A 19016-nucleotide genomic window follows, 5' to 3' on the forward strand; every position below is an offset into this window, starting at 1 on the left:
TCTTTGATTTGACCAGAGTTTATATAAATATTGTTAAGGAAAATTACTTAACAGCAATTATTTCAAGCCACTGTCGGATTGAACGTACTTCCAGTATGCTTGATAAATCTTTTGAGCTAAGTCAATATTATTGCTTTCTGCGTTACTTGGCAAGTTTGGAATTGCAACTACAACTACCACTTGTGGATTATCTGAAGGAGCAAATGATCCCAAACTCAAAGTAACAGTTTCAACTGGTTTTGAACCCTTCTTTCCACTTGAGTAGAATGTTTGGGCAGTACCAGTCTTAGCTGAAATTGAAGGTTTAACAGTATTTAAAGTAATACCGGTTCTGTATTCGTTAGTACCATGAACCACCTTGTAGAAACCATCAGTAACAACTTTTCTTTGTGCAGCTGTCATATCAATCTTGTTTAGTACAGTTGGTGTAACAGTGTATTTAACTCGACCTAACTTACCACTCTTATTTGAAGCACGGATGCTTTGAACGATGTGAGGTTCAATTCTGTATCCACCATTAGCAATTGTAGAAATGTATTGAGCAACTTGCATTGGTGTGTAAGCATCATAGTTACCGTAAGATAAATCAAGTGCCTTACCAATGTTTGCTGAACCACTAGGACCTTGAATACCCTTTGTTTCACCAGGTAAATCAATTCCAGTGTATACACCTAAACCAAATTGGTTGAAGTAACCTCTCATAATATTGAAGACATCTGGATTCATTGTTAATGCTCCACCTTCAACGTAGTTGAACTTAGCTTCTTTCATTGCTAATTGCATCATGTAAGAGTTAGATGAAACTTCAAGCGCTGTTGAAGCATCGAGTGCAATATCATGATTACCATTTTGGTTAAACCATGATGCCTTTCTGATTCCACCAGTTAAAATTGGCTTATCAGTTAAAGTAGAGTTAGTTGGTGTAATAACCTTGTCCATTAAAGCACCAGAAATCATGGCACCTTTAACAACAGAACCCATAACGATTGAACTGTTAATTGTTCCAAGAGCATTTGGAGTTTCTTTTCCAGTTTCTGGATCACGACTAACCCCAGCTAAACCGATAATTCCACCAGTATTAGGGTTCATAACAACTGCGTATGCACCTGTTGAATTACCAGTACCTTGATCAGCTTCTTCAACTAGTGATTGAATCTTCTTTTCGAATTCAGAGTTAATGGTTAATTGAAGGTTATCACCCTTTTGACCACCATATTGTTTAACAGCTTTATCTAAGCTACCACCCTTGATTAAGGTTTGTGATTTTGAACCACGTAAAGTAGCTTCGTATTTTTCTTCTAGGTAACTTTGACCAACACTATCATTTCTGGAGTAACCTTCTGCTAATAGTGTATTGATTCTGTCACTTGGCAAACCAACCTTTTCAGAAGAAACAGTTCCAACAATACTTTGAATGGCGTTACCGTTTGGATATTCTCTTGTCCAACTATCACCAATTTGAACACCAGGCATTTCATCTAAATGTTCACCAATTTCGGCAATTTCCTTATTAGTAACATTGGTTGTCTTGATGTATGTAGTTGATAATTGGTAAGAACCACTCATCTTTTGGAAGATTGATGCAGCATTCTTAGTTGCTTTATCTGTGCTGTATAGCTTGTCATTCATAACTTTTTGAAGTTCTAGAGCGTATTCTTCACTAGTACTTGCGCCCTTAGGAAAAGTAATACTAGAGCTTACTTTCTTAAGGTTATCGGCATTAGCTAAGTAAAAATCAGCTTCTTGTCTAGGAGTTAATGCTGAAGTGTCAACAGTTAAGTATTTGCCTAATGTGTTGGCAATCTTATATAAGTCAGCACTAGTTACTGATAATCCCTTAGTGTATTGAATAGCTTGGTGGGCTTTATTTCCAACAAGTACACGACCGGTAGAATCGTAAATCATCCCTCTTTGCACATTTCCATACTTAACGGAATTATCAGATCGGCTAACTTCAGCCTTATATTGGTTTCCATTAATAACTTGTAAATAACCCAACTGGATTATTAGAATGGCAAATAAAACTCCGACAACTGTCAGAATAATATTTAATCTAAATGGTACCTTTGAATTTTCCCCACGATCACTGTGGTGGAATATTTTTTGCAAAAAACTATTCAAAACAATCTAACTCCTTAATTATTATATGTTAATCAGTCATTTAGTCTGGTTTATTGTATACTATAGTTGGTTACTTTATAAGTAACAATCAAAATACATAGGAAGTATTAACTATGATTAATTCAATTAAAAAAATCATAAAAAAACACCGCTTATACTTATTAAGCTTTTTTATTCCATTTATTATTATGTCATGTTATTTTGCTTACCGCAATATGTTTCCATTTGGAAATAGTAGCATTTTAACTGTGGATCTAGGTCAACAATATGTAGATTTATTCGCATATTTCCGTCGAACAATTCTATCTTTAGACCTACATAGCATATTATACTCATTTTCAAACGGATATGGTGGAGAAATGATTGGAATTTGGGGATATTACCTATTAAGTCCGCTTAATATCATTTTATTAATCATCCCTGCTAAGTTTATCAACTTTTCAATTCTTTTGATAACACTATTTAAATACGGTTTATCAGGATTAACTTTCAGCATTTTTCTAAAACATAAAGGTATCAAAAAAGACCTAATTATTTTATCAATGGCAATTACCTATGCTCTTAATGGATGGATGATTGCTAACCAATTAAATGTAATGTGGTTGGATGGTGTTATCCTACTACCAATTATCATTATGGGTATTGATCGAATTTTTAAACACAACAAATATAGTCTATTCATTATTAGTTACACGGCAATGTTAGTCATTAACTACTACATTGCATACATGATTACGATTTTTTCTGTTATCTATGTAATTGGCAAGTTAATCAATGATGACCATTCGTTAAAAATGCGTCTTGGTAGATTAATCTCGATTGGTGTTAGCTATTTCGTATCATTACTGCTTTCAGCATTCATCTTTTTACCAAACCTAATCGAACTTAAAAACGGTAAAGGTGCATATACTCTATCAACATTTAAGTGGAAGGTTGAATATAGCCCATTGAAAATGATAAGTAAACTTTTTGATGGTAGCTTCAACTTTTCTCAAATGCCAAGCGGTTACCCTAACATCTTTATTGGTGCGATTGCCGTAATTGGTTTCATAATATTCTTCTGCAATAAACAAATTCAGTTAAAACGAAAAATCACTGCACTTGCCATCACAGTTATCCTAATTGTTTCGATGTTCTTTGAACCATTAGATTTACTATGGCACGCAATGCAATTTCCAATTTGGTATCCTTACCGTTTTTCATTTATTTTTTGCTTTTGGATTATATATATCGCTGCAATTGGTTTGGATAAGCAAGCTGGACACATTAACATCAAAGAAATTATCATCTCCGGGGTTATTTTAATTGCTGGTTTAATTTATACAGCTTTAAACATCAATAGCTTTAACTACTTATCACTAACCAAGTATTTAATTTCATTGGCATTTGTTGCCATTAGTTTTATCGTTATCCATGTATCAAACAAGTACAATAAGTACTACCTACTTTGCTTGGTAGTTATTGCAATTGGTGATACGGGACTGAACGCGTTTAATTCCTTAAACGCCATTAGTTATGTATCAAATGATGATTATATGAAGTACACAGCAACATTAAATCGTCACGTGAATGATATTAAACAAAAGGATAATAGTTTCTATCGAATCAGTAAAGATTTCTATCGAACTAGAGATGATCCAATCGAATCAAACTTTTACGGTGGTTCGACATTCTCATCGACACTTAGAAAATCAACACCGGATTTCAACCAAAAGATTGGTAATGCATATACTACCGGATCAATTGATTATTCAAACGGAACCATCGTAACTGACTCATTACTTTCATTTAAGTACTTCATTAATACGATTAACTACAATAAGACATATCCGATGATTCAAAAGAGTAGCAATCGTTATGATATCGTCAATAATGATGTGCAAAAGATAGATATCTTCCAAACCTTTAAATCAAACAATGCATTCCCACTTGTTTACACAGCATCTGATAATGTATTTTCAAAAATCATTGCATCAGATCCTATTAAGTACCAAAACTCGATGGTTAAACAAGTCACTGGTAATAATAGCGACGTGTTCAATGAAAACATGCACTACACTATTCTTTCTGAAAACACTAATGCATTAACTGGCTTAAACAACCAAGTAATCGCTAAAAACAATCTTCTAAAAGATGGCGAAATCGTAATCAAGTATAAGCACCAAAATAACAAGGTACCTTACATGATAGTTCCAGCTTCAATGAATCAACAAAAATGTAGCATTAAGGTTAATGGTGAAGAATTAAACCTTCCAAGCGAATTTCAAAGTACTTTCGTTGTAAGCTTGCCAAACAACAAGGATAATAAAATTACCATCAAGCTATTAAACGGCAAAGTATACACTAACGAGTTTAATATCGCTTCCTTAAACCTACCTAAATTCCTAAGTGAAACAAAGGCAATTAGAAAACAAAACAACAATATTAAACTTAACGGTAATACCGTTTCTGCTGATATTAACGTATCTACAAAGCGTCAAGCCGTTGCAACCTCAATTCCATACTCCAATGGATGGACGTTGACTGTCGATGGTAAGAAACACCCTATTAAGGTGATCAATGATGAATTCATTGGTTTTAATAATCTTTCAGTCGGCAAACACAAAATCAAGTTATCATTCTATCCTTCAGGATTAAACGCTGGAATAACAATCTCAGTACTAACCTTGCTGTTTGTAGTTGGATTTTATATTTACAAGAAAAAAAGATAATAAAAAAGGACTCGTCTAAACGAGTCCTTTTTATTTTATAAAGTTATTCAACAGAAATAATCTTAACTTTCATGTCACCGGCAGGAATTTCGATAACTACTTCATCGTTAACCTTGTGGCCTAATAGCCCTTTAGCAATTGGTGAATCGTTTGAAATTTTACCTTCCAATGGATCTGCTTCAGCAGCACCAACGATTTGGTAAGTTTCTGGGTCTTCATCTGGTAGTTCTTTAAAAGTAACCTTCTTACCAACGTTTACCATATCACTTTCAACGTCATCGTTATCAACAACGTCAGCGTATTGTAGCATGTGTTCTACAGTTGTAATACGGCTTTCTAGCATACTTTGTTCGTTCTTAGCTGATTCATATTCAGAATTTTCTGATAAATCACCATAACTTCTGGCAATCTTGATTCTTTCAATGATTTGTGGACGTTGATTTAATCTTAAATCTTCCAATTCAGCTTCAAGTTTTTGTTTACCTTCGACTGTCATTGGGTAGCTTTCATCTTTAGCCATTATAAACTCTCCTTTAAATTAATTAGATTGTTGTATCAATATTATTGAAAACCTTGTTGTTACCGTGTTTTACCAAGATTGATTGAATCTTAGTTGTTAATAAATCAATCGCAACTTGGTTCTTACCACCTTCTGGAACGATGATATCTGCGTAACGCTTACTTGGTTCAACAAATTGGTTGTACATTGGGCGAACAGTTTCCAAGTATTGTTGGATAACTTCATCCAATGTTCTGCCACGTTCCTTGGTATCTCTTTGAATTCTTCTTAAAATACGAATGTCGTCGTCAGTATCAACGAACACCTTAATGTCCATTAAATCTCTAAGACGCTTGTCGTCTAGGATTAAGATTCCTTCTAGGATGATAACATCACGTGGTTCTTGAGTAACTGTTTCAGTACTACGATTTAATTTAGTGTAGTCATAAACCGGTTTTTCAATTGCTTCATAGTTTAGAAGCTTATTCAAATGTTCTAGTAATAAGTCACTATCAAAAGCTAATGGATGATCGTAGTTAGTTTCTTCTCTTTCAGCCATTGTCTTATGTGATTGATCCTTGTAGTAAGAATCTTGTTGCAAAATCATAATTGAATGACCCAATAGTTGGTTAAAGATGGCACGACTAACAGTAGTTTTACCACTACCTGAACCACCAGTAACACCAATAACAACGGGACGCTTTTTCTTTTCTACCATAATAATCTCTCCATAACCGATTTATCTCATAACACTATCATTGCCGATTAAGTCATCGACATCTTTATCTGAATTATAATACTTAACCTTCTTATCATTCATATTAACACTATATGCTAAATAAAAAGTAGTCATATCCTTTGGATTCAAAATTGAATCTAGTGACTTAACCGTTGGGTTATTAATTGCACTAGGTGGGAATCCAATATTCTTATATAAATTATAAGGGGTATTAGCATCATAATCTTTCTTTGAAAGTTTTTGTCCAGAAACTTTACCATTAGCATACCTAATAGAAGATTGCACTTCAAGAGGTAAATTACTATTTAGACGATTATATAATATTCCCGCAATCTTTTCTTGATCTTTTTTATCAACATGATTGTGTTCAATAAATGAAGCCAAAGTAATTGCTTCATCGACTGTTAGGTTTTGTTTCTTTATTTCCTTGAAATATGGACTAAATTCATAATTAGTCTTTGCAACCATTTGGTTAACAATTTGTTTCAAGGTGACGTTCTTTTGTGAATTGTATGTGGCTGGATATAGGTATCCTTCTAACACATACTTTCTATTCTTAGCCTTAAATGCTGAATCTAAAAGCTTAGGATATTTTTTCTTCAATTGATTCAAGAAATCAGTATCCTTCATTAGCTTTTTGAAGTCAGCACTTGAATATTGACTGCTTTGTTCTACTGATTGGGCAATTTCATCGATGTTATCACCTTCACGAACAAGCAAGCGACCATATTTACCTTGTAGCGGTTGAGCTGTTCCACCCTTTTTCAACTTGTCAGCAATCTTTTGTAAACTCATTGAAGGTGAAAGTTCATAATAACCCGCCTTTAGACCAGAATAGTTATGACTATTAACAAAATAGTCGAATACTAAACCACTTTTGACAATTTTACTTTCTTGTAAGATTGATCCAATTTTCTTATCGGAAGCACCCATTGGGATTTGAACTTGAATTAATTCTTTATCCTTAGGATTCAATGGTTTTAGTGATTCTTTAACGTATTGATGTCCAAGAATAAATATAAAAATCCCCAAAACTATTAAGATGGCGATAATACTTAGTGAAATCTTTTTGCCTAAATTAGTGTGCTTCTTTTCGAAATCATTGGAGTTCTTTTCTTCATTCAAATCCATTTCCTCCATTTAAAAATTAACGTATTTCTACATTGAATTCTTTTTCAAGATTTCTTTGCACTTTGTCCATTGCATTATTTACATCATCATCAACCAAAGTATCATGCTTGTTTTGGAATGTTAATGAATATGCTAATGACTTCTTGTCTTCAGGAACATGTTCACCTTCGTATAAGTCAAACAACTTAACATCTACTAAGTATGCTCCACCACGTTTTTCAATTACCTTAACGATTGAATCGTTTTCAACATCCTTATCGATTAACATTGCGATATCACGCTTGATTGAAGGATATTTTGAAACTAATTCGTAGCTTTGTTCTTTCTTAGGTAAGTCAATGATTGTTTGTAGGTTTAGGTCAAAGACATAAGTCTCATTAATCTTAAATTGCTTTGCAATCTTTGGATGAACTTGTCCCACAAAACCAACATAGTGACCGTGAACAAAGATATCAGCAGTTCTACCTGGGTGCATTTCTGGGTAAGATTCGTTAGCAACATAGCTAATTTCACCGTTTAGACCAATTGTTTCCAAGTATTCGTTAACAATTCCCTTAATTTGGAAGAAATCAACGTTCTTTGCAGGTTGGTTCCATGAATTATCAACTAGTGAACCAGTCATTGCACCAGCTAAATGTTCAATTTCATCTGGTTTAACAACATCTGCATTTTCCTTATGGAAAACACGGCCTTGTTCGTATAAGGCAACGTTATCAACTTTTCTAGCCTTGTTGTAAGCAATGTCATCTAAAAGTCCTGAAACTAGGTTCATTCTTAATGTAGTGTGATCACTGCTCATTGGGTAACTTAAATCAGTTTGTGCTGATTCACCCATCATGAACATCTTAGCTTTTTCTTCAGTAGTTAAAGCATATGAGATGGCATGAGTTAAACCTAAACCTTCTAGAATATGACGACTGTCTCTGATTAATTGTTGTTCAGCATTTAAACCACCAGTTGTCATAGTAGTTGTTGGTAAGGTGCTTGGTAGGTTATCGTATCCGTAAATTCTAGCAACTTCTTCAATTAAGTCAGCTTGAATATGGATATCACCACGTCTAGTTGGAATTGTAACAACTAAATCATCACCATTAGCCTTAACTTCGAAACCAAGTCTTTCAAAAATATCTGTCACATCAGCGGCACTTAATTCCATACCTAGGACATGGTTAATACGAGAAACTGAGATTTCAATAACAGCCTTCTTGGCATCGTACTTGCTACCAACTAAAACATCACTTGTAACTGAACCGTTGGCAATTTCTCTTGCCATTTCACTAGCTGAAGATAAAACATCTTCAACAGCCATTGGATCTACACCACGTTCGAAACGTTGAGATGCTTCAGTATGAATAACGTGTTTTCTAGCCATTTTTCTAACTTTAATTGGGTCAAAGATAGCACATTCGAACAATACGTTCTTAGTATCAGCAGTAATTGAACTATCCATACCACCAATTACACCAGCCATTGCGATTGGGCCGTTGTCATCAGCAACTACTAAATCGTTTGAATCTAATTCAACTTCGTTTTCATCTAAAGTAGTAATCTTTTCACCATCATTAGCGTATCTAACTGATACATTTCCTGAAAGTTTATCTAAATCATATGCGTGCATTGGTTGACCAAATTTAAGCATTGAGTAGTTTGTGATATCAACAATGTTATTTACTGGTTTAATTCCGGCATTCCAAAGTCTAACTTGCATCCATAGTGGACTTGGTTTTACTTCAACATCATTAACAACACGGTTTAGGTATGTCCAAGCAATTTCTTCGTTAACATCACTTTGAACTTGATCAGATGTCAATTTATCTGAAGTTTCGCTAACCTTATCTAAATCAAACTTAGCTGACTTATTGTAGATAGCAGCTAAATCATGAACAGTACCGTAAATGCTTAGCATGTCACCACGGTTAGGAGTTACATCTAAATCAATTAGTGCGTCATCCATACCAAGATACTTGTAAACATCGTCACCTAAGGTAGCATCTTCTGGTAAGAAGTAAATACCGTCGGCCCATTCCTTTGGCACAACATCTTTAGGGTAACCAATTTCATCTAGTGCACAAAGCATCCCATTGGATTGAACTCCACGCATCTTTGATTTTTTAATCTTCATGTTATCAGCAACTCTGGCACCAGATAATGCTGTAATAACATTCTTGCCTACTTGAGCATTTGGAGCTCCACAGACAATTTGAACTGGTTCGTCTTCACCAACATCAACTTGGCAAATGTGTAAGTGATCTGAATCTGGATGGTTTTCCATTTCCACAATCTTACCTACAACGATTTTTTTAAGTCCATCGCTAGGTTTGATAACAGAGTCAACTTCGACTGATGAACGTTCAATTTTTTCGGCTAATTCGTCAGCAGGAATATCTAAGTCAATGTATTCCTTTAGCCAATTGTATGAAATTTTCATTAGTATCTCTCCTTAATTAAATTGCGATAAAAATCTAACATCGTTTAGGTAGAAATCACGAATATCTTCTACACCGTATTTCAACATTGCAAAACGATCTGGACCTAGTCCAAATGCGAAACCACCGTATACGTCAGCATCTACACCGGCCATCTTCAATACGTTTGGATGTACCATTCCGGCACCTAGGACTTCAATCCATCCTGAGTGCTTACATACATCACAACCCTTACCATCACACTTGAAACAAGTAACGTCTGCTTCAACTGATGGTTCAGTGAATGGGAAGTAACTTGGTCTCAAACGAATATCGTACTTGTTACCAAATAATTGGTGTAGTAAGTATTCAAGAGTTCCTTTTAAGTCACCCATTGTAATGTTCTTATCAATCACGATTCCTTCTACTTGGTGGAATTGGTGTGAATGAGTAGGATCATCTGTATCACGTCTGTATACGACACCTGGTGAAATCATCTTCAATGGACCATTACTGAAGTCGTGTTTTTCAAGAGTTCTTGCTTGCATAGGAGAGGTTTGAGTTCTCATCAAGATTTCTTTAGTAATGTAGAAAGTATCTTGCATATCTCTGGCTGGATGATCCTTTGGTAGGTTCATCATTTCAAAGTTATACTTGTCTTCTTCTACTTCTGGACCACTTTTAACTTCGTAACCCATACCGATGAACATGTCACAAATTTCATCAATAATTGATTGGATAACATGTGGATGTCCCTTAGCCACTGGAGTACTTGGAAGAGTAACATCGATTTTTTCAGCAACTAGTTGTGCTTCTAAGGCCTTGTTTTCTAATTCTGTTAACTTTGCATCCAAGGCATTTTGAATTTCATCTCTGATTTCGTTGGCATAACTACCAACTTCAGGTCTTTTTTCAACTGGTAAGTCCTTAATACCTCTTAGTGCCTGAGTAATTGGACCTTTTTTACCAAGTAAATTAACTTTAATTTCTTTAGTAATTTCGTTAACGTCGGTTGCTTGATTTATTTGAGCAATTCCATCATCACGCAACTTGGTTAAATCATCTTTTAATGACATAGTATTCTCCTCTCATTTCAACAAAAAAAGCCTCATCCCAAAAGGGACGAAGCTTCGCGGTACCACCCTAGTTTATAAATTGCGGTTCGCAATTCATACACTCTAAATCCATAACGGTGGAATACCGGATTATTTTTCGTTAATTGTAACTCCCAATATCAGTTCAGAAAATGAATTCAGCTGACTTGTGACTACTCTCATCAAATGCAGTCTTTCTGTATTGTTTGTCGCCTACTAATTTTTCTTCAACACATTTAATTAAATAATATCTTAAAAACATTAGTCGGTCAAGATTAATCGTTAATATCACACCATTGATCTGACCAGTCATGAATTTGTTCCATGATTGGACCCAATGCTTCTCCTTTTTCAGTTAATTCATATTGAATTAATGAAGAATCGCAAAATGTTTTACGAGTAATGATACCGTCTTCTTCAAGTTCCTTTAGTCTTTCAACTAATACACGATCACTGCACTTAGAAACTACGTTTGCGATACATTTGAAACGTTGTGGTCCATTGACCAATAGTGTTTCAATAATTAAACCATTCCATTTCTTACCTAGCATTTGAAAAGTTTGTTCAAACTTAGGACACAAATGAAAATCGATTGTGGTGCTCATTTGACTTTCTTTTGCCATGAACTAACCTCCTTTTTATAGTGTCTATTTTTAATTTTGTTTTTTAAATTTTGGTATTTTGGTGCGAAATATTCTCGAATAGCATCGTAATCATCGATAAGTGAAACGACCACACTCTCAGCATACTTGGGCTTGGTTAAAGTCAATCCCCACATATGCTTAGTGATAATATCTCTTTCCTTATCGTTTAGCTTAGTTATTTTTTCAGCATTTCTAAGCGCCACTCTTGGGTGCATATAAGCATGGGAACCCAAGCGGAACTTGCTTACTCGCCAATCGTAGAAAAACAGGTCATGCAGTAATCCTCCACGGGCTGTGGCTTTAGCATCTAAACCGAATTTCTTAGCGATTAAATAACTTTCATATGACACATGAATACAATGTTGTAAACGAGTTGATGAATGATGTTGGATATAGTTATCTAGTCTCAAGACTTCTGGACTGCTTAGTAAATCAGAAACATAGCTAACATATTCTTTATCATTTCGCCATGCATCTTCTTTCAATATACTATCTCCTAACTCAATAATTTATTTTTTAAGATGGAACATTGCGATTCCAGCAGCAATCGCTACATTAAGTGATTCTGCCTTTCCCTTGATAGGAATATATAAATTTTTAGTGGTTTGGTCAAGTATTTTATCTTGCATACCACTACCTTCATTTCCCATTACTAAGGCAAAAGCATCCTGTTTTTCAATCTGATCATAACTCACTGCTTGAGGATTTAATTCTGTTCCATAAACCGGCACATTGTTTTCCTTAAACTTGCCAATCCAATCAAGTAGGTCACCTTCCAGTAACTTCAAATGGAATTGACTGCCTTGCATTGAACGTAATACCTTTGGATTAAATTGACTGGATGTTCCTTCACCAAAGATAACGCCGTCGAAACCGGCAGCATCTGCAGTTCTAACCATTGTTCCGATGTTACCTGGATCTTGAATTTGGTCTAGCAATAGCCAAGAACCAAACATGTCTAATGAATCAAAATGATCCTCTTTTGGTAATTCAACAATTCCAAAGATTCCTTGTGGAGTTGATGTTGAACCCAATGCCTTTGAAACATCGTCGGTAATTTCAATTACTTCACCGTTAAAAGCATCAATTTCAGCTTGATGTAGTTCGTATTGCTTGTTTGTAGTTAATACAACTTCAACGTTTTGGTTAGCATTAATCGCTTCAGATACTAGATGCCAACTTTCCAAAATGTATTGGTTACTATTTAAACGGCCCTTTTTAGTTTTTAACTTTGACCATTTTTTTACTCGTTCATTTTTTGCAGAAACAATTTTTTCCATTACTGGATATGACCCCTTTAAATTATTTATCTTTCCTATTATTTTAGCATAATAATCGAATAAAACATATATGTTACTATTGTTTAGTAAGGAGGAATCAATATGACCAATAAAAATATTGAAATCATTGTTTTAGGAAGAGTTCAAGGTGTTGGTTTTAGATACAGTACCAAGAAAGTCGCAGATAGAATGAATCTAAATGGTTTTGTCCAAAACTTAAGAGATGGAAGCGTCTTGATTCACGTTAACGGCGAAACATCCATAGTTGATGAATTCGTTTCTAAAATTAAAGATTCACCTACACCTTATGGACGAGTAGATAATATGAAAATAACTAATATCAATGAAATTCACGATAAAGGGTTTATAATAAAATAATTCGGGTTTTTATCTGATATAATTCCAATTTTCTGGTATTATTGTAAATGAAATTTACAGGAAAGGTTTTTTGTAATGAAAAAATTAAAGAGATTCAGTGCCCTATCTTTGATTGGAGTAATGGCTTTAGTCTTATCAGGATGTGTACGTGTGGATTCAAACGGTAAACCATATGGTCTTACATATGAATACCTTGCTCTACCAGGTCAACACATTCTAGACTTTATTGCTAGATTCTTCGGTGGATATGGTTGGGCGATTATCATTTTAACTATCATTGTTAGAATGATCTTGCTTCCTGCAATGATTAGTCAAACTAAGAAGTCTACTATCATGCAAGAAAAAATGAGCTTCATCAAGCCTAAGATGCAAGAAATTCAAGAAAGACAAAAAAATGCTTCTTCAAAAGAAGAACAAATGAAGATTCAACAAGAAATGATGCAACTATATAAGGATAACAACATTAGCATGGCCGGTGGTATTGGTTGTCTACCATTAATCATTCAAATGCCAATTTACCTTGCCTTATATAACGGAATTCGTTTCTCACCAGAAGTTTCACACACTATGTTCTTAGGTGTAAAACTTGGTGACAAGAGTTTAATCTTGGTTGTATTGTCATTCTTAGCATACGTTCTTCAAGGATACTTGATGACTTTAGGTCTTCCAGAAGATCAAAAGAAACAAATGAAGATGATGGCATACTTCACACCAATCATGATTGTATTGGTAACATTCAGTGCTCCTGCCGGATTAGGTATTTACTTCTTCATTAGTGGTTTGTTTGCTTGTTTACAAACATTAATCATTAACATGTACCGTCCAAAGATTAGAGCAGAAGTTGCAGCACAAGCAGCTGCTCAAGCGCAAAGCGATGAAAAAGTCATTCTACACGATGTAGAAGAAGAAGATTCATCAGATGAACCTGAACAAATCGAAACAGTTGATGAACATGATACTCATGACGATTTGAGAAAACGTAATTCAGGAAAACAAAATAGATAAAACAAAAAACACCTTTTAAAAAGGTGTTTTTTTGTTACATATTTTTTAGAAGAATAATAAATCATACTTAGCAGTGAACTTTTTGTCTGGGCTAATCTTATTAATGCCGACTTTATGTTCAATCTTTCCATCTGTATGAACATCGTCTGCAATTCCCCACCATGGTTCAAGACAAACGAATGGTGCGTCTTTTGCAGACCATAATCCACCGTATTCAATATCGTAGGCAGTCATAGATACTCCATGATCTGAAACGTCGTTAGATAGAATAGTGGTAAACTCTTTATTCTTAATTTCAACCACTTTAGCATCATCATAAAACAATTCATGCGATAGTTTAATTGGTTGATCTAATTGAATTTTTTCGACTTTTTCAAGGTTGGCATATGGAACATCAAATTGAATTTGATCATATGTTCCTTTGTTAGCGAACTTAACTGAATAATCGTCATATTGTTCACTTCCATCCTTCACCAATGGCACGTTGAATGCTGGATGGGCACCGACTGAAAAGTACATTTCTTTAGTGTCGGTATTAAACACGTTAATGTTAGTAGACAACTTATGATCATCCAATTGATAGTGAATAACTAATTTGAAAGCAAATGGATACATCTTCTTAGTTTCTTCGTTACTAACAAGTTGCAAGTCAATCCAATCACTACCTTGGTCTAAAACATCAAATTCCATATCCCTTGCGAATCCATGTTGACCCATTTCATAAGTCTTGCCGTCATATGTGTATTGATTATCCTTTAGACGTCCAACAATTGGAAACAAAATTGGCGCATGACGAGCCCAATACTTTTTTTCACCGGACCAAATGTATTCTAATCCATGAGTACTTTTAACGCTGTTAATTTCAGCACCATGCGTATTAATTTTCACTTTTAGGTATTCATTACTAATTGTTTTAATCATAGTCTCCCCCCTAACAAATTTATAACTATATTTTACAATAAAGCGCTTTCATTATGCAATTATTATGTTAAGATCTTGGAAAAAACTTATTATAATCACGCAATAAATGTTCATTAGAAACGTGAGTATAGATTTGTGTCGTTGACAAACTGCTATGTCCTAATAATTCTTGGACTGTTCTTAAATCAGCACCATTATTAAGCATTTCGGTAGCAAAAGTATGTCTTAACATATGCGGATGAATATTGGTTGTTAAAGATGTTTGTTTAACAATCTCATCTAAGATGTATTCTACTCCACGACTCGTTAATTCGTCTCCGTATTGGTTTACAAAAACATAATCATGGTGTTTGTGATACTTATTAACTAACAAATCACGACAGTTAGTTTGATATTGCTTTAACGCTTTAATCAAATAGCTACCAAATGGTAAGTATCTTTGTTTATTTCCTTTACCAATTACCTTAATAATCCGATTATCAAAGTCGATATCGCTAAACTGTAAGTTCACACATTCGCTTACACGCATCCCCGTATCGTATAGGATTTCAATAATTGCATAGTTTCTGTAACTAAGCATCTCATTTTTACCATGCTTCGCTGCTTCAAATAGCTCATATAGTTCCTTTTGATAAAAGAAACGAGGCAAATGATTAGGATGCTTTTTTAAGTTCACCTGATCAAACGGATTTTGTGAGACGACATCATTTCGTTCCAAAAAATGGAAGAAAGAACGAAGTGATGAAATCTTTCTGATGACAGTATTTCTACTTTCATCGCGTTTCTTCAAAATCGTAAGATAATTACTAACATCCAAATCATCGGTTTGCTGTAGGCTACGATCTTCTTCCTCTAATGTTTTTACAAATTCATTGATATCAGATTGATAAGCAATTGCTGTATTATCAGAATATTGACGTTCATTGATTAAATATTCCATGTACCATTCAATTAATTCTTCATCTTGATATTTTTTCATTGGCTATCTCTCTTATCTTATTAAACTAATAGCCCCTAAGAGTTTTAAATCTTTAGGGGCTATTAACTATTTTTGTACGGCTTCTTCGTAATCACCGTTAGGACATACCACTTGGGTACCACCTTTAATCTTCTTTTCTACCAAGAAGTTTCCATCCTTAGGACAGTCTCTTCCGATTGGTTTATCCCATGTAACAAAATCACATTCAGGGTATCTTGAACAACCATAGAAGATTCGATTCTTCTTTGATTTACGTTCAATAACATCGCCCTTCTTACATTTTGGACATGTAACGCCAATCTTTTTAACGATAGCTTGTGTGTTTCGACAATCTGGGAATCTGGAACAAGCATAGAACTTACCATATCTTCCCATCTTGATAACCATTGGAGCACCACAGACTTCACAGTTGTAACCAGCTGGTTCGTCTTTAATTTGAACATCTTCCATGTTCTTTTCGGCGTTCTTAACTTCTTTTTCAAATGGTCTGAAGTACTTATCGACCACTTCAACCCAGTTTTGCTTAGCTTCTTCGATTTCATCTAAGTTATTTTCAAGGTCGGCAGTAAATTCAATGTTAACGATGTCAGGGAAGTATTCTTCGATGATGTTATTAACGATTTCACCTAATTCAGTAGGTTCGAATCTTCTACCAACTAACTTAACATAGTATCTCTTTTGGATCGTACTCAAAGTTGGAGCGAAGGTAGATGGTCTACCTACACCGTTTTCTTCAAGTGTTCTGATTAGCTTAGCTTCACTGTATCTGGCAGGTGGTTGAGTGAAGTGTTGATCTGGATTGTTCTTAGCCATCTTCACTTCGTCACCCTTGGCTAGGTCAGGTAAGATATTGTCTTTTTCTTTTCCCTTGTTGTAAACCTTTAGGAAACCTTCGAACTTAAGCTTTGAACCGTTCGCTCTGAAATCAACACCGTTTTGTTCCATGTCTACTGTCATGGTGTCCATGATAGCAGGTGTCATTTGACTAGCCATGAATCTTGACCAAATCAAGTTGTATAACTTGTATTGATCATTAGTTAAGTATTGCTTTAAGCTCGCCGGTGTTCTCTTAACAGAAGTTGGACGAATTGCTTCATGGGCATCTTGGGCACCTTCTGGTAACTTACCCTTAACTGGCTTAGTTGCAGCAAACTCTGCACCGTACTTATCATGAATAAATTCGGATGCTTCGTGCTTAGCTAAAGCAGAAATTCTAGTTGAATCAGTTCTCATGTAAGTAATCAAACCTTGGTTACCATCTTTACCAATATTGATACCTTCATACAATTGTTGAGCCGCCATCATTGTCTTACCTGTCTTGAAGTTCAACTTAACGTTGGCGTCTTGTTGCATTGTACTGGTAGTAAATGGTGGTTGAGGTTGTCTCTTACGTTCCTTTTTAACAACGTTTTGAACCTCAAATGGTTTGCTCTTATCGAATTTAGCTAACACAGCTTTAACTTCATCATTACTGTTTAGTTCAGCCTTCTTAGCGTTCACTCCGTAAAAACTAGCCTTGAATGCTTCTCGACCCTTCTTCATGTCGGCGTCAATGGTCCAGTATTCCTTTGGAACGAATTCTTTGATTTCACGTTCTCTTTGGATGATCAACCATAAAGCGATTGATTGAACACGTCCAGCACTTAGACCCTTTTTAACCTTTTTCCATAGTAATGGAGAAATGGAATAACCAACTAAACGGTCTAAAACACGACGAGCTTGTTGAGCATCAACTAAGTTCATGTCAATTTCTCGAGGGTTCTTAAATGCTTCCTTAACGGCATCCTTGGTAATTTCATGGAAAGCAACACGATTCTTATCGTCTTCTTTCAAGCCAAGTAAGTGTGATAGATGCCATGCGATAGATTCTCCTTCTCTATCCGGGTCAGATGCAAGGTAAACATTTTTGGCTTTTTTAGCTTCAGCCTTTAGTTCCTTGATTGTTTCACCCTTACCACGAATAGAGATGTAGTGAGGTTCAAAATCGTTGTCGACGTCTACACCCATCTTACTCTTTGGTAAATCTCTAACGTGACCCTTACTAGCAATAACACGGTAGGTTCTACCTAGGTATTTTTGAATGGTTTTAGCCTTGGTTGGAGATTCGACAATCACTAGTTTCTTTTTTGCCGACTGTCTTTTTTTCTTTGTTGTTGATTTTGTAGTAGTCGCCATTTACATCCCTCGTCATTTTATTTCTTTTTTAATATCTCCCAAAGGCTAATTATTAATATTTATATTCTTCTAATATGTCTTTGGCAGTAATTACTGGTTTGGCACCAGCTTGAATTAAATCATTACAACCAACCGATAACGGACTATCAATCCTCCCTGGGACTGCTAAGACGTTTCGGTTATTTTGTAGTGCTAAATTAGCGGTGATTAAACTACCGGATCTATACTTGGCTTCCGTTACCAGTATAGAACGTACCAATCCAGCTATAATTCGATTTCTTTCCGGAAAATGGTATCTAGCTGGTCGACAGCCAACTGGATATTCGCTTATCAACAAATGATTTTTGGCAATTGTTCGTTGTAGCGATTCATTTTCTCTTGGATAATATTGATCTAAACCGGTTCCAATCACAGCAATCGTTTTACCATGATTGGCAATTGCTGCCAAGTGAGCAAGTCTATCAACCCCCTTGGCTAGTCCAGAAACAATCGTGATTCTGTTATTAATAATATCAGGCATTAAGCGCTTAATTACCTTAACAGAATATTCAGTATTATTTCTAGAACCAACAATTGCTAATGCTTTATTTTCTAAAAGCCTTAAATCACCAAAGTAAAATAACACAATTGGTGGCAAATATGCTTCTTTTAAATTCTCCGGATATAAGTCATCTATAATGGTTATCCATTTAACATGATTTATATGATGATCAAGTTCACTATTTAATTTATCACTATTATAGAAATTAATAAATGTTTTTGATTTATTTTTAGATAACATTAATGTTTCTGCAATCTCTTCAGCAGTCATATTTAACTCGTCAGGAATTACGTCGTAAGCGCTTTTTAACCATCGATAAAATCGATATTCAGATTTAATACCGATGCCCTTAGCTAATTTTAGTTTTAATAATAATTCTCTTGTTTTCATATA

Annotated in this window: 16 protein-coding genes and 1 other annotated feature; of the genes, 3 read left to right on the forward strand and 13 right to left on the reverse strand. The window is 34.9% G+C overall.

The features are described from left to right. Positions 1–57: 57 nt before the first annotated feature. Positions 58–2121: a peptidoglycan D,D-transpeptidase FtsI family protein gene (locus tag RZ78_RS03810; protein ID WP_054608176.1), complete on the reverse strand. Its 2064-nt coding sequence runs from the start codon at positions 2119–2121 to the stop codon at positions 58–60. A 113-nt stretch (positions 2122–2234) separates the two neighbouring features. Here RZ78_RS03810 and RZ78_RS03815 point away from each other — a divergent pair, with 113 nt between their 5' ends. After that, the gene (locus tag RZ78_RS03815) at positions 2235–4832 is read left to right on the forward strand and encodes a YfhO family protein (protein WP_054608177.1); all 2598 of its coding nucleotides are present in this window, start codon (positions 2235–2237) and stop codon (positions 4830–4832) included. 43 nt (positions 4833–4875) lie between these two features. On the opposite strand, the gene greA is transcribed toward RZ78_RS03815, so the two are convergent. The 8 genes from greA to RZ78_RS03855 form a co-directional block, all read right to left on the reverse strand. Beyond that, positions 4876–5352, reverse strand: a complete 477-nt coding sequence (gene greA / locus RZ78_RS03820) for a transcription elongation factor GreA (protein WP_034530847.1) — start codon at positions 5350–5352, stop codon at positions 4876–4878. Positions 5353–5374: 22 nt separating this feature from the next. Then, positions 5375–6049, reverse strand: a complete 675-nt coding sequence (gene udk / locus RZ78_RS03825) for a uridine kinase (protein ID WP_034530846.1) — start codon at positions 6047–6049, stop codon at positions 5375–5377. 21 nt (positions 6050–6070) lie between these two features. After that, positions 6071–7195 (reverse strand): endolytic transglycosylase MltG, encoded by a 1125-nt coding sequence (gene mltG, locus RZ78_RS03830; protein WP_054608178.1) that lies wholly within the window; start codon positions 7193–7195, stop codon positions 6071–6073. A gap of 22 nt (positions 7196–7217) precedes the next feature. Further along, positions 7218–9629, reverse strand: a complete 2412-nt coding sequence (pheT, locus tag RZ78_RS03835) for a phenylalanine--tRNA ligase subunit beta (protein WP_054608179.1) — start codon at positions 9627–9629, stop codon at positions 7218–7220. Positions 9630–9641: 12 nt separating this feature from the next. Then, a complete protein-coding gene (pheS, locus tag RZ78_RS03840; protein WP_054608180.1) occupies positions 9642–10682 on the reverse strand; it encodes a phenylalanine--tRNA ligase subunit alpha in 1041 nt (346 codons plus the stop codon). 39 nt (positions 10683–10721) lie between these two features. Next, positions 10722–10940 (reverse strand) — a binding site (T-box leader). 35 nt (positions 10941–10975) lie between these two features. Continuing rightward, a complete protein-coding gene (locus RZ78_RS03845) occupies positions 10976–11323 on the reverse strand; it encodes a winged helix-turn-helix transcriptional regulator (RefSeq protein WP_034530839.1) in 348 nt (115 codons plus the stop codon). Continuing rightward, positions 11302–11829 (reverse strand): hypothetical protein, encoded by a 528-nt coding sequence (locus tag RZ78_RS03850; protein WP_034535299.1) that lies wholly within the window; start codon positions 11827–11829, stop codon positions 11302–11304. The genes RZ78_RS03845 and RZ78_RS03850 overlap by 22 nt, the downstream gene beginning before the upstream one ends. Before the next feature lie 24 nt (positions 11830–11853). Further along, the gene (locus RZ78_RS03855) at positions 11854–12624 is read right to left on the reverse strand and encodes a TrmH family RNA methyltransferase (RefSeq protein WP_054608181.1); all 771 of its coding nucleotides are present in this window, start codon (positions 12622–12624) and stop codon (positions 11854–11856) included. Positions 12625–12726: 102 nt separating this feature from the next. On the opposite strand from RZ78_RS03855, the gene RZ78_RS03860 reads away from it, so the two are divergent. Next, positions 12727–13002 (forward strand): acylphosphatase, encoded by a 276-nt coding sequence (locus tag RZ78_RS03860; protein ID WP_054608182.1) that lies wholly within the window; start codon positions 12727–12729, stop codon positions 13000–13002. A gap of 75 nt (positions 13003–13077) precedes the next feature. Then, positions 13078–14007 (forward strand): membrane protein insertase YidC, encoded by a 930-nt coding sequence (yidC, locus tag RZ78_RS03865; RefSeq protein ID WP_054608183.1) that lies wholly within the window; start codon positions 13078–13080, stop codon positions 14005–14007. A gap of 45 nt (positions 14008–14052) precedes the next feature. Here yidC and RZ78_RS03870 read toward each other — a convergent pair whose 3' ends face one another. The 4 genes from RZ78_RS03870 to dprA all read right to left on the reverse strand — a co-directional run bounded on the left by RZ78_RS03870 (position 14053) and on the right by dprA (position 19013). Further along, the gene (locus RZ78_RS03870) at positions 14053–14928 is read right to left on the reverse strand and encodes an aldose 1-epimerase family protein (RefSeq protein ID WP_237756980.1); all 876 of its coding nucleotides are present in this window, start codon (positions 14926–14928) and stop codon (positions 14053–14055) included. 67 nt (positions 14929–14995) lie between these two features. Continuing rightward, positions 14996–15907, reverse strand: coding sequence for a tyrosine recombinase XerC (xerC, locus tag RZ78_RS03875; RefSeq protein WP_054608184.1), 912 nt, complete (start codon positions 15905–15907; stop codon positions 14996–14998). Between the two features lie 66 nt (positions 15908–15973). Beyond that, complete coding sequence (gene topA / locus RZ78_RS03880; protein ID WP_054608185.1) at positions 15974–18082, reverse strand: type I DNA topoisomerase; 2109 nt, start codon at positions 18080–18082, stop codon at positions 15974–15976. Between the two features lie 52 nt (positions 18083–18134). Further along, a complete protein-coding gene (gene dprA, locus RZ78_RS03885; protein WP_054608186.1) occupies positions 18135–19013 on the reverse strand; it encodes a DNA-processing protein DprA in 879 nt (292 codons plus the stop codon). Between the last annotated feature and the right edge of the window lie 3 nt (positions 19014–19016).

Source organism: Apilactobacillus kunkeei (assembly GCF_001308195.1).
In the GTDB taxonomy this organism is placed as follows: domain Bacteria; phylum Bacillota; class Bacilli; order Lactobacillales; family Lactobacillaceae; genus Apilactobacillus; species Apilactobacillus kunkeei_C.

Excerpts from the sequence above, each read along its gene's own strand:
- dprA (WP_054608186.1), bottom strand. The coding sequence starts at position 19,013 with ATGAAAACAAGAGAATTATTATTAAAACTAAAATTAGCTAAGGGCATC.
- pheS (WP_054608180.1), bottom strand. The coding sequence starts at position 10,682 with ATGTCATTAAAAGATGATTTAACCAAGTTGCGTGATGATGGAATTGCT.
- RZ78_RS03845 (WP_034530839.1), bottom strand. The coding sequence starts at position 11,323 with ATGGCAAAAGAAAGTCAAATGAGCACCACAATCGATTTTCATTTGTGT.
- pheT (WP_054608179.1), bottom strand. The coding sequence starts at position 9,629 with ATGAAAATTTCATACAATTGGCTAAAGGAATACATTGACTTAGATATT.
- RZ78_RS03860 (WP_054608182.1), top strand. The coding sequence starts at position 12,727 with ATGACCAATAAAAATATTGAAATCATTGTTTTAGGAAGAGTTCAAGGT.
- topA (WP_054608185.1), bottom strand. The coding sequence starts at position 18,082 with ATGGCGACTACTACAAAATCAACAACAAAGAAAAAAAGACAGTCGGCA.
- xerC (WP_054608184.1), bottom strand. The coding sequence starts at position 15,907 with ATGAAAAAATATCAAGATGAAGAATTAATTGAATGGTACATGGAATAT.
- udk (WP_034530846.1), bottom strand. The coding sequence starts at position 6,049 with ATGGTAGAAAAGAAAAAGCGTCCCGTTGTTATTGGTGTTACTGGTGGT.
- RZ78_RS03815 (WP_054608177.1), top strand. The coding sequence starts at position 2,235 with ATGATTAATTCAATTAAAAAAATCATAAAAAAACACCGCTTATACTTA.
- greA (WP_034530847.1), bottom strand. The coding sequence starts at position 5,352 with ATGGCTAAAGATGAAAGCTACCCAATGACAGTCGAAGGTAAACAAAAA.
- RZ78_RS03870 (WP_237756980.1), bottom strand. The coding sequence starts at position 14,928 with ATGATTAAAACAATTAGTAATGAATACCTAAAAGTGAAAATTAATACG.
- RZ78_RS03855 (WP_054608181.1), bottom strand. The coding sequence starts at position 12,624 with ATGGAAAAAATTGTTTCTGCAAAAAATGAACGAGTAAAAAAATGGTCA.
- yidC (WP_054608183.1), top strand. The coding sequence starts at position 13,078 with ATGAAAAAATTAAAGAGATTCAGTGCCCTATCTTTGATTGGAGTAATG.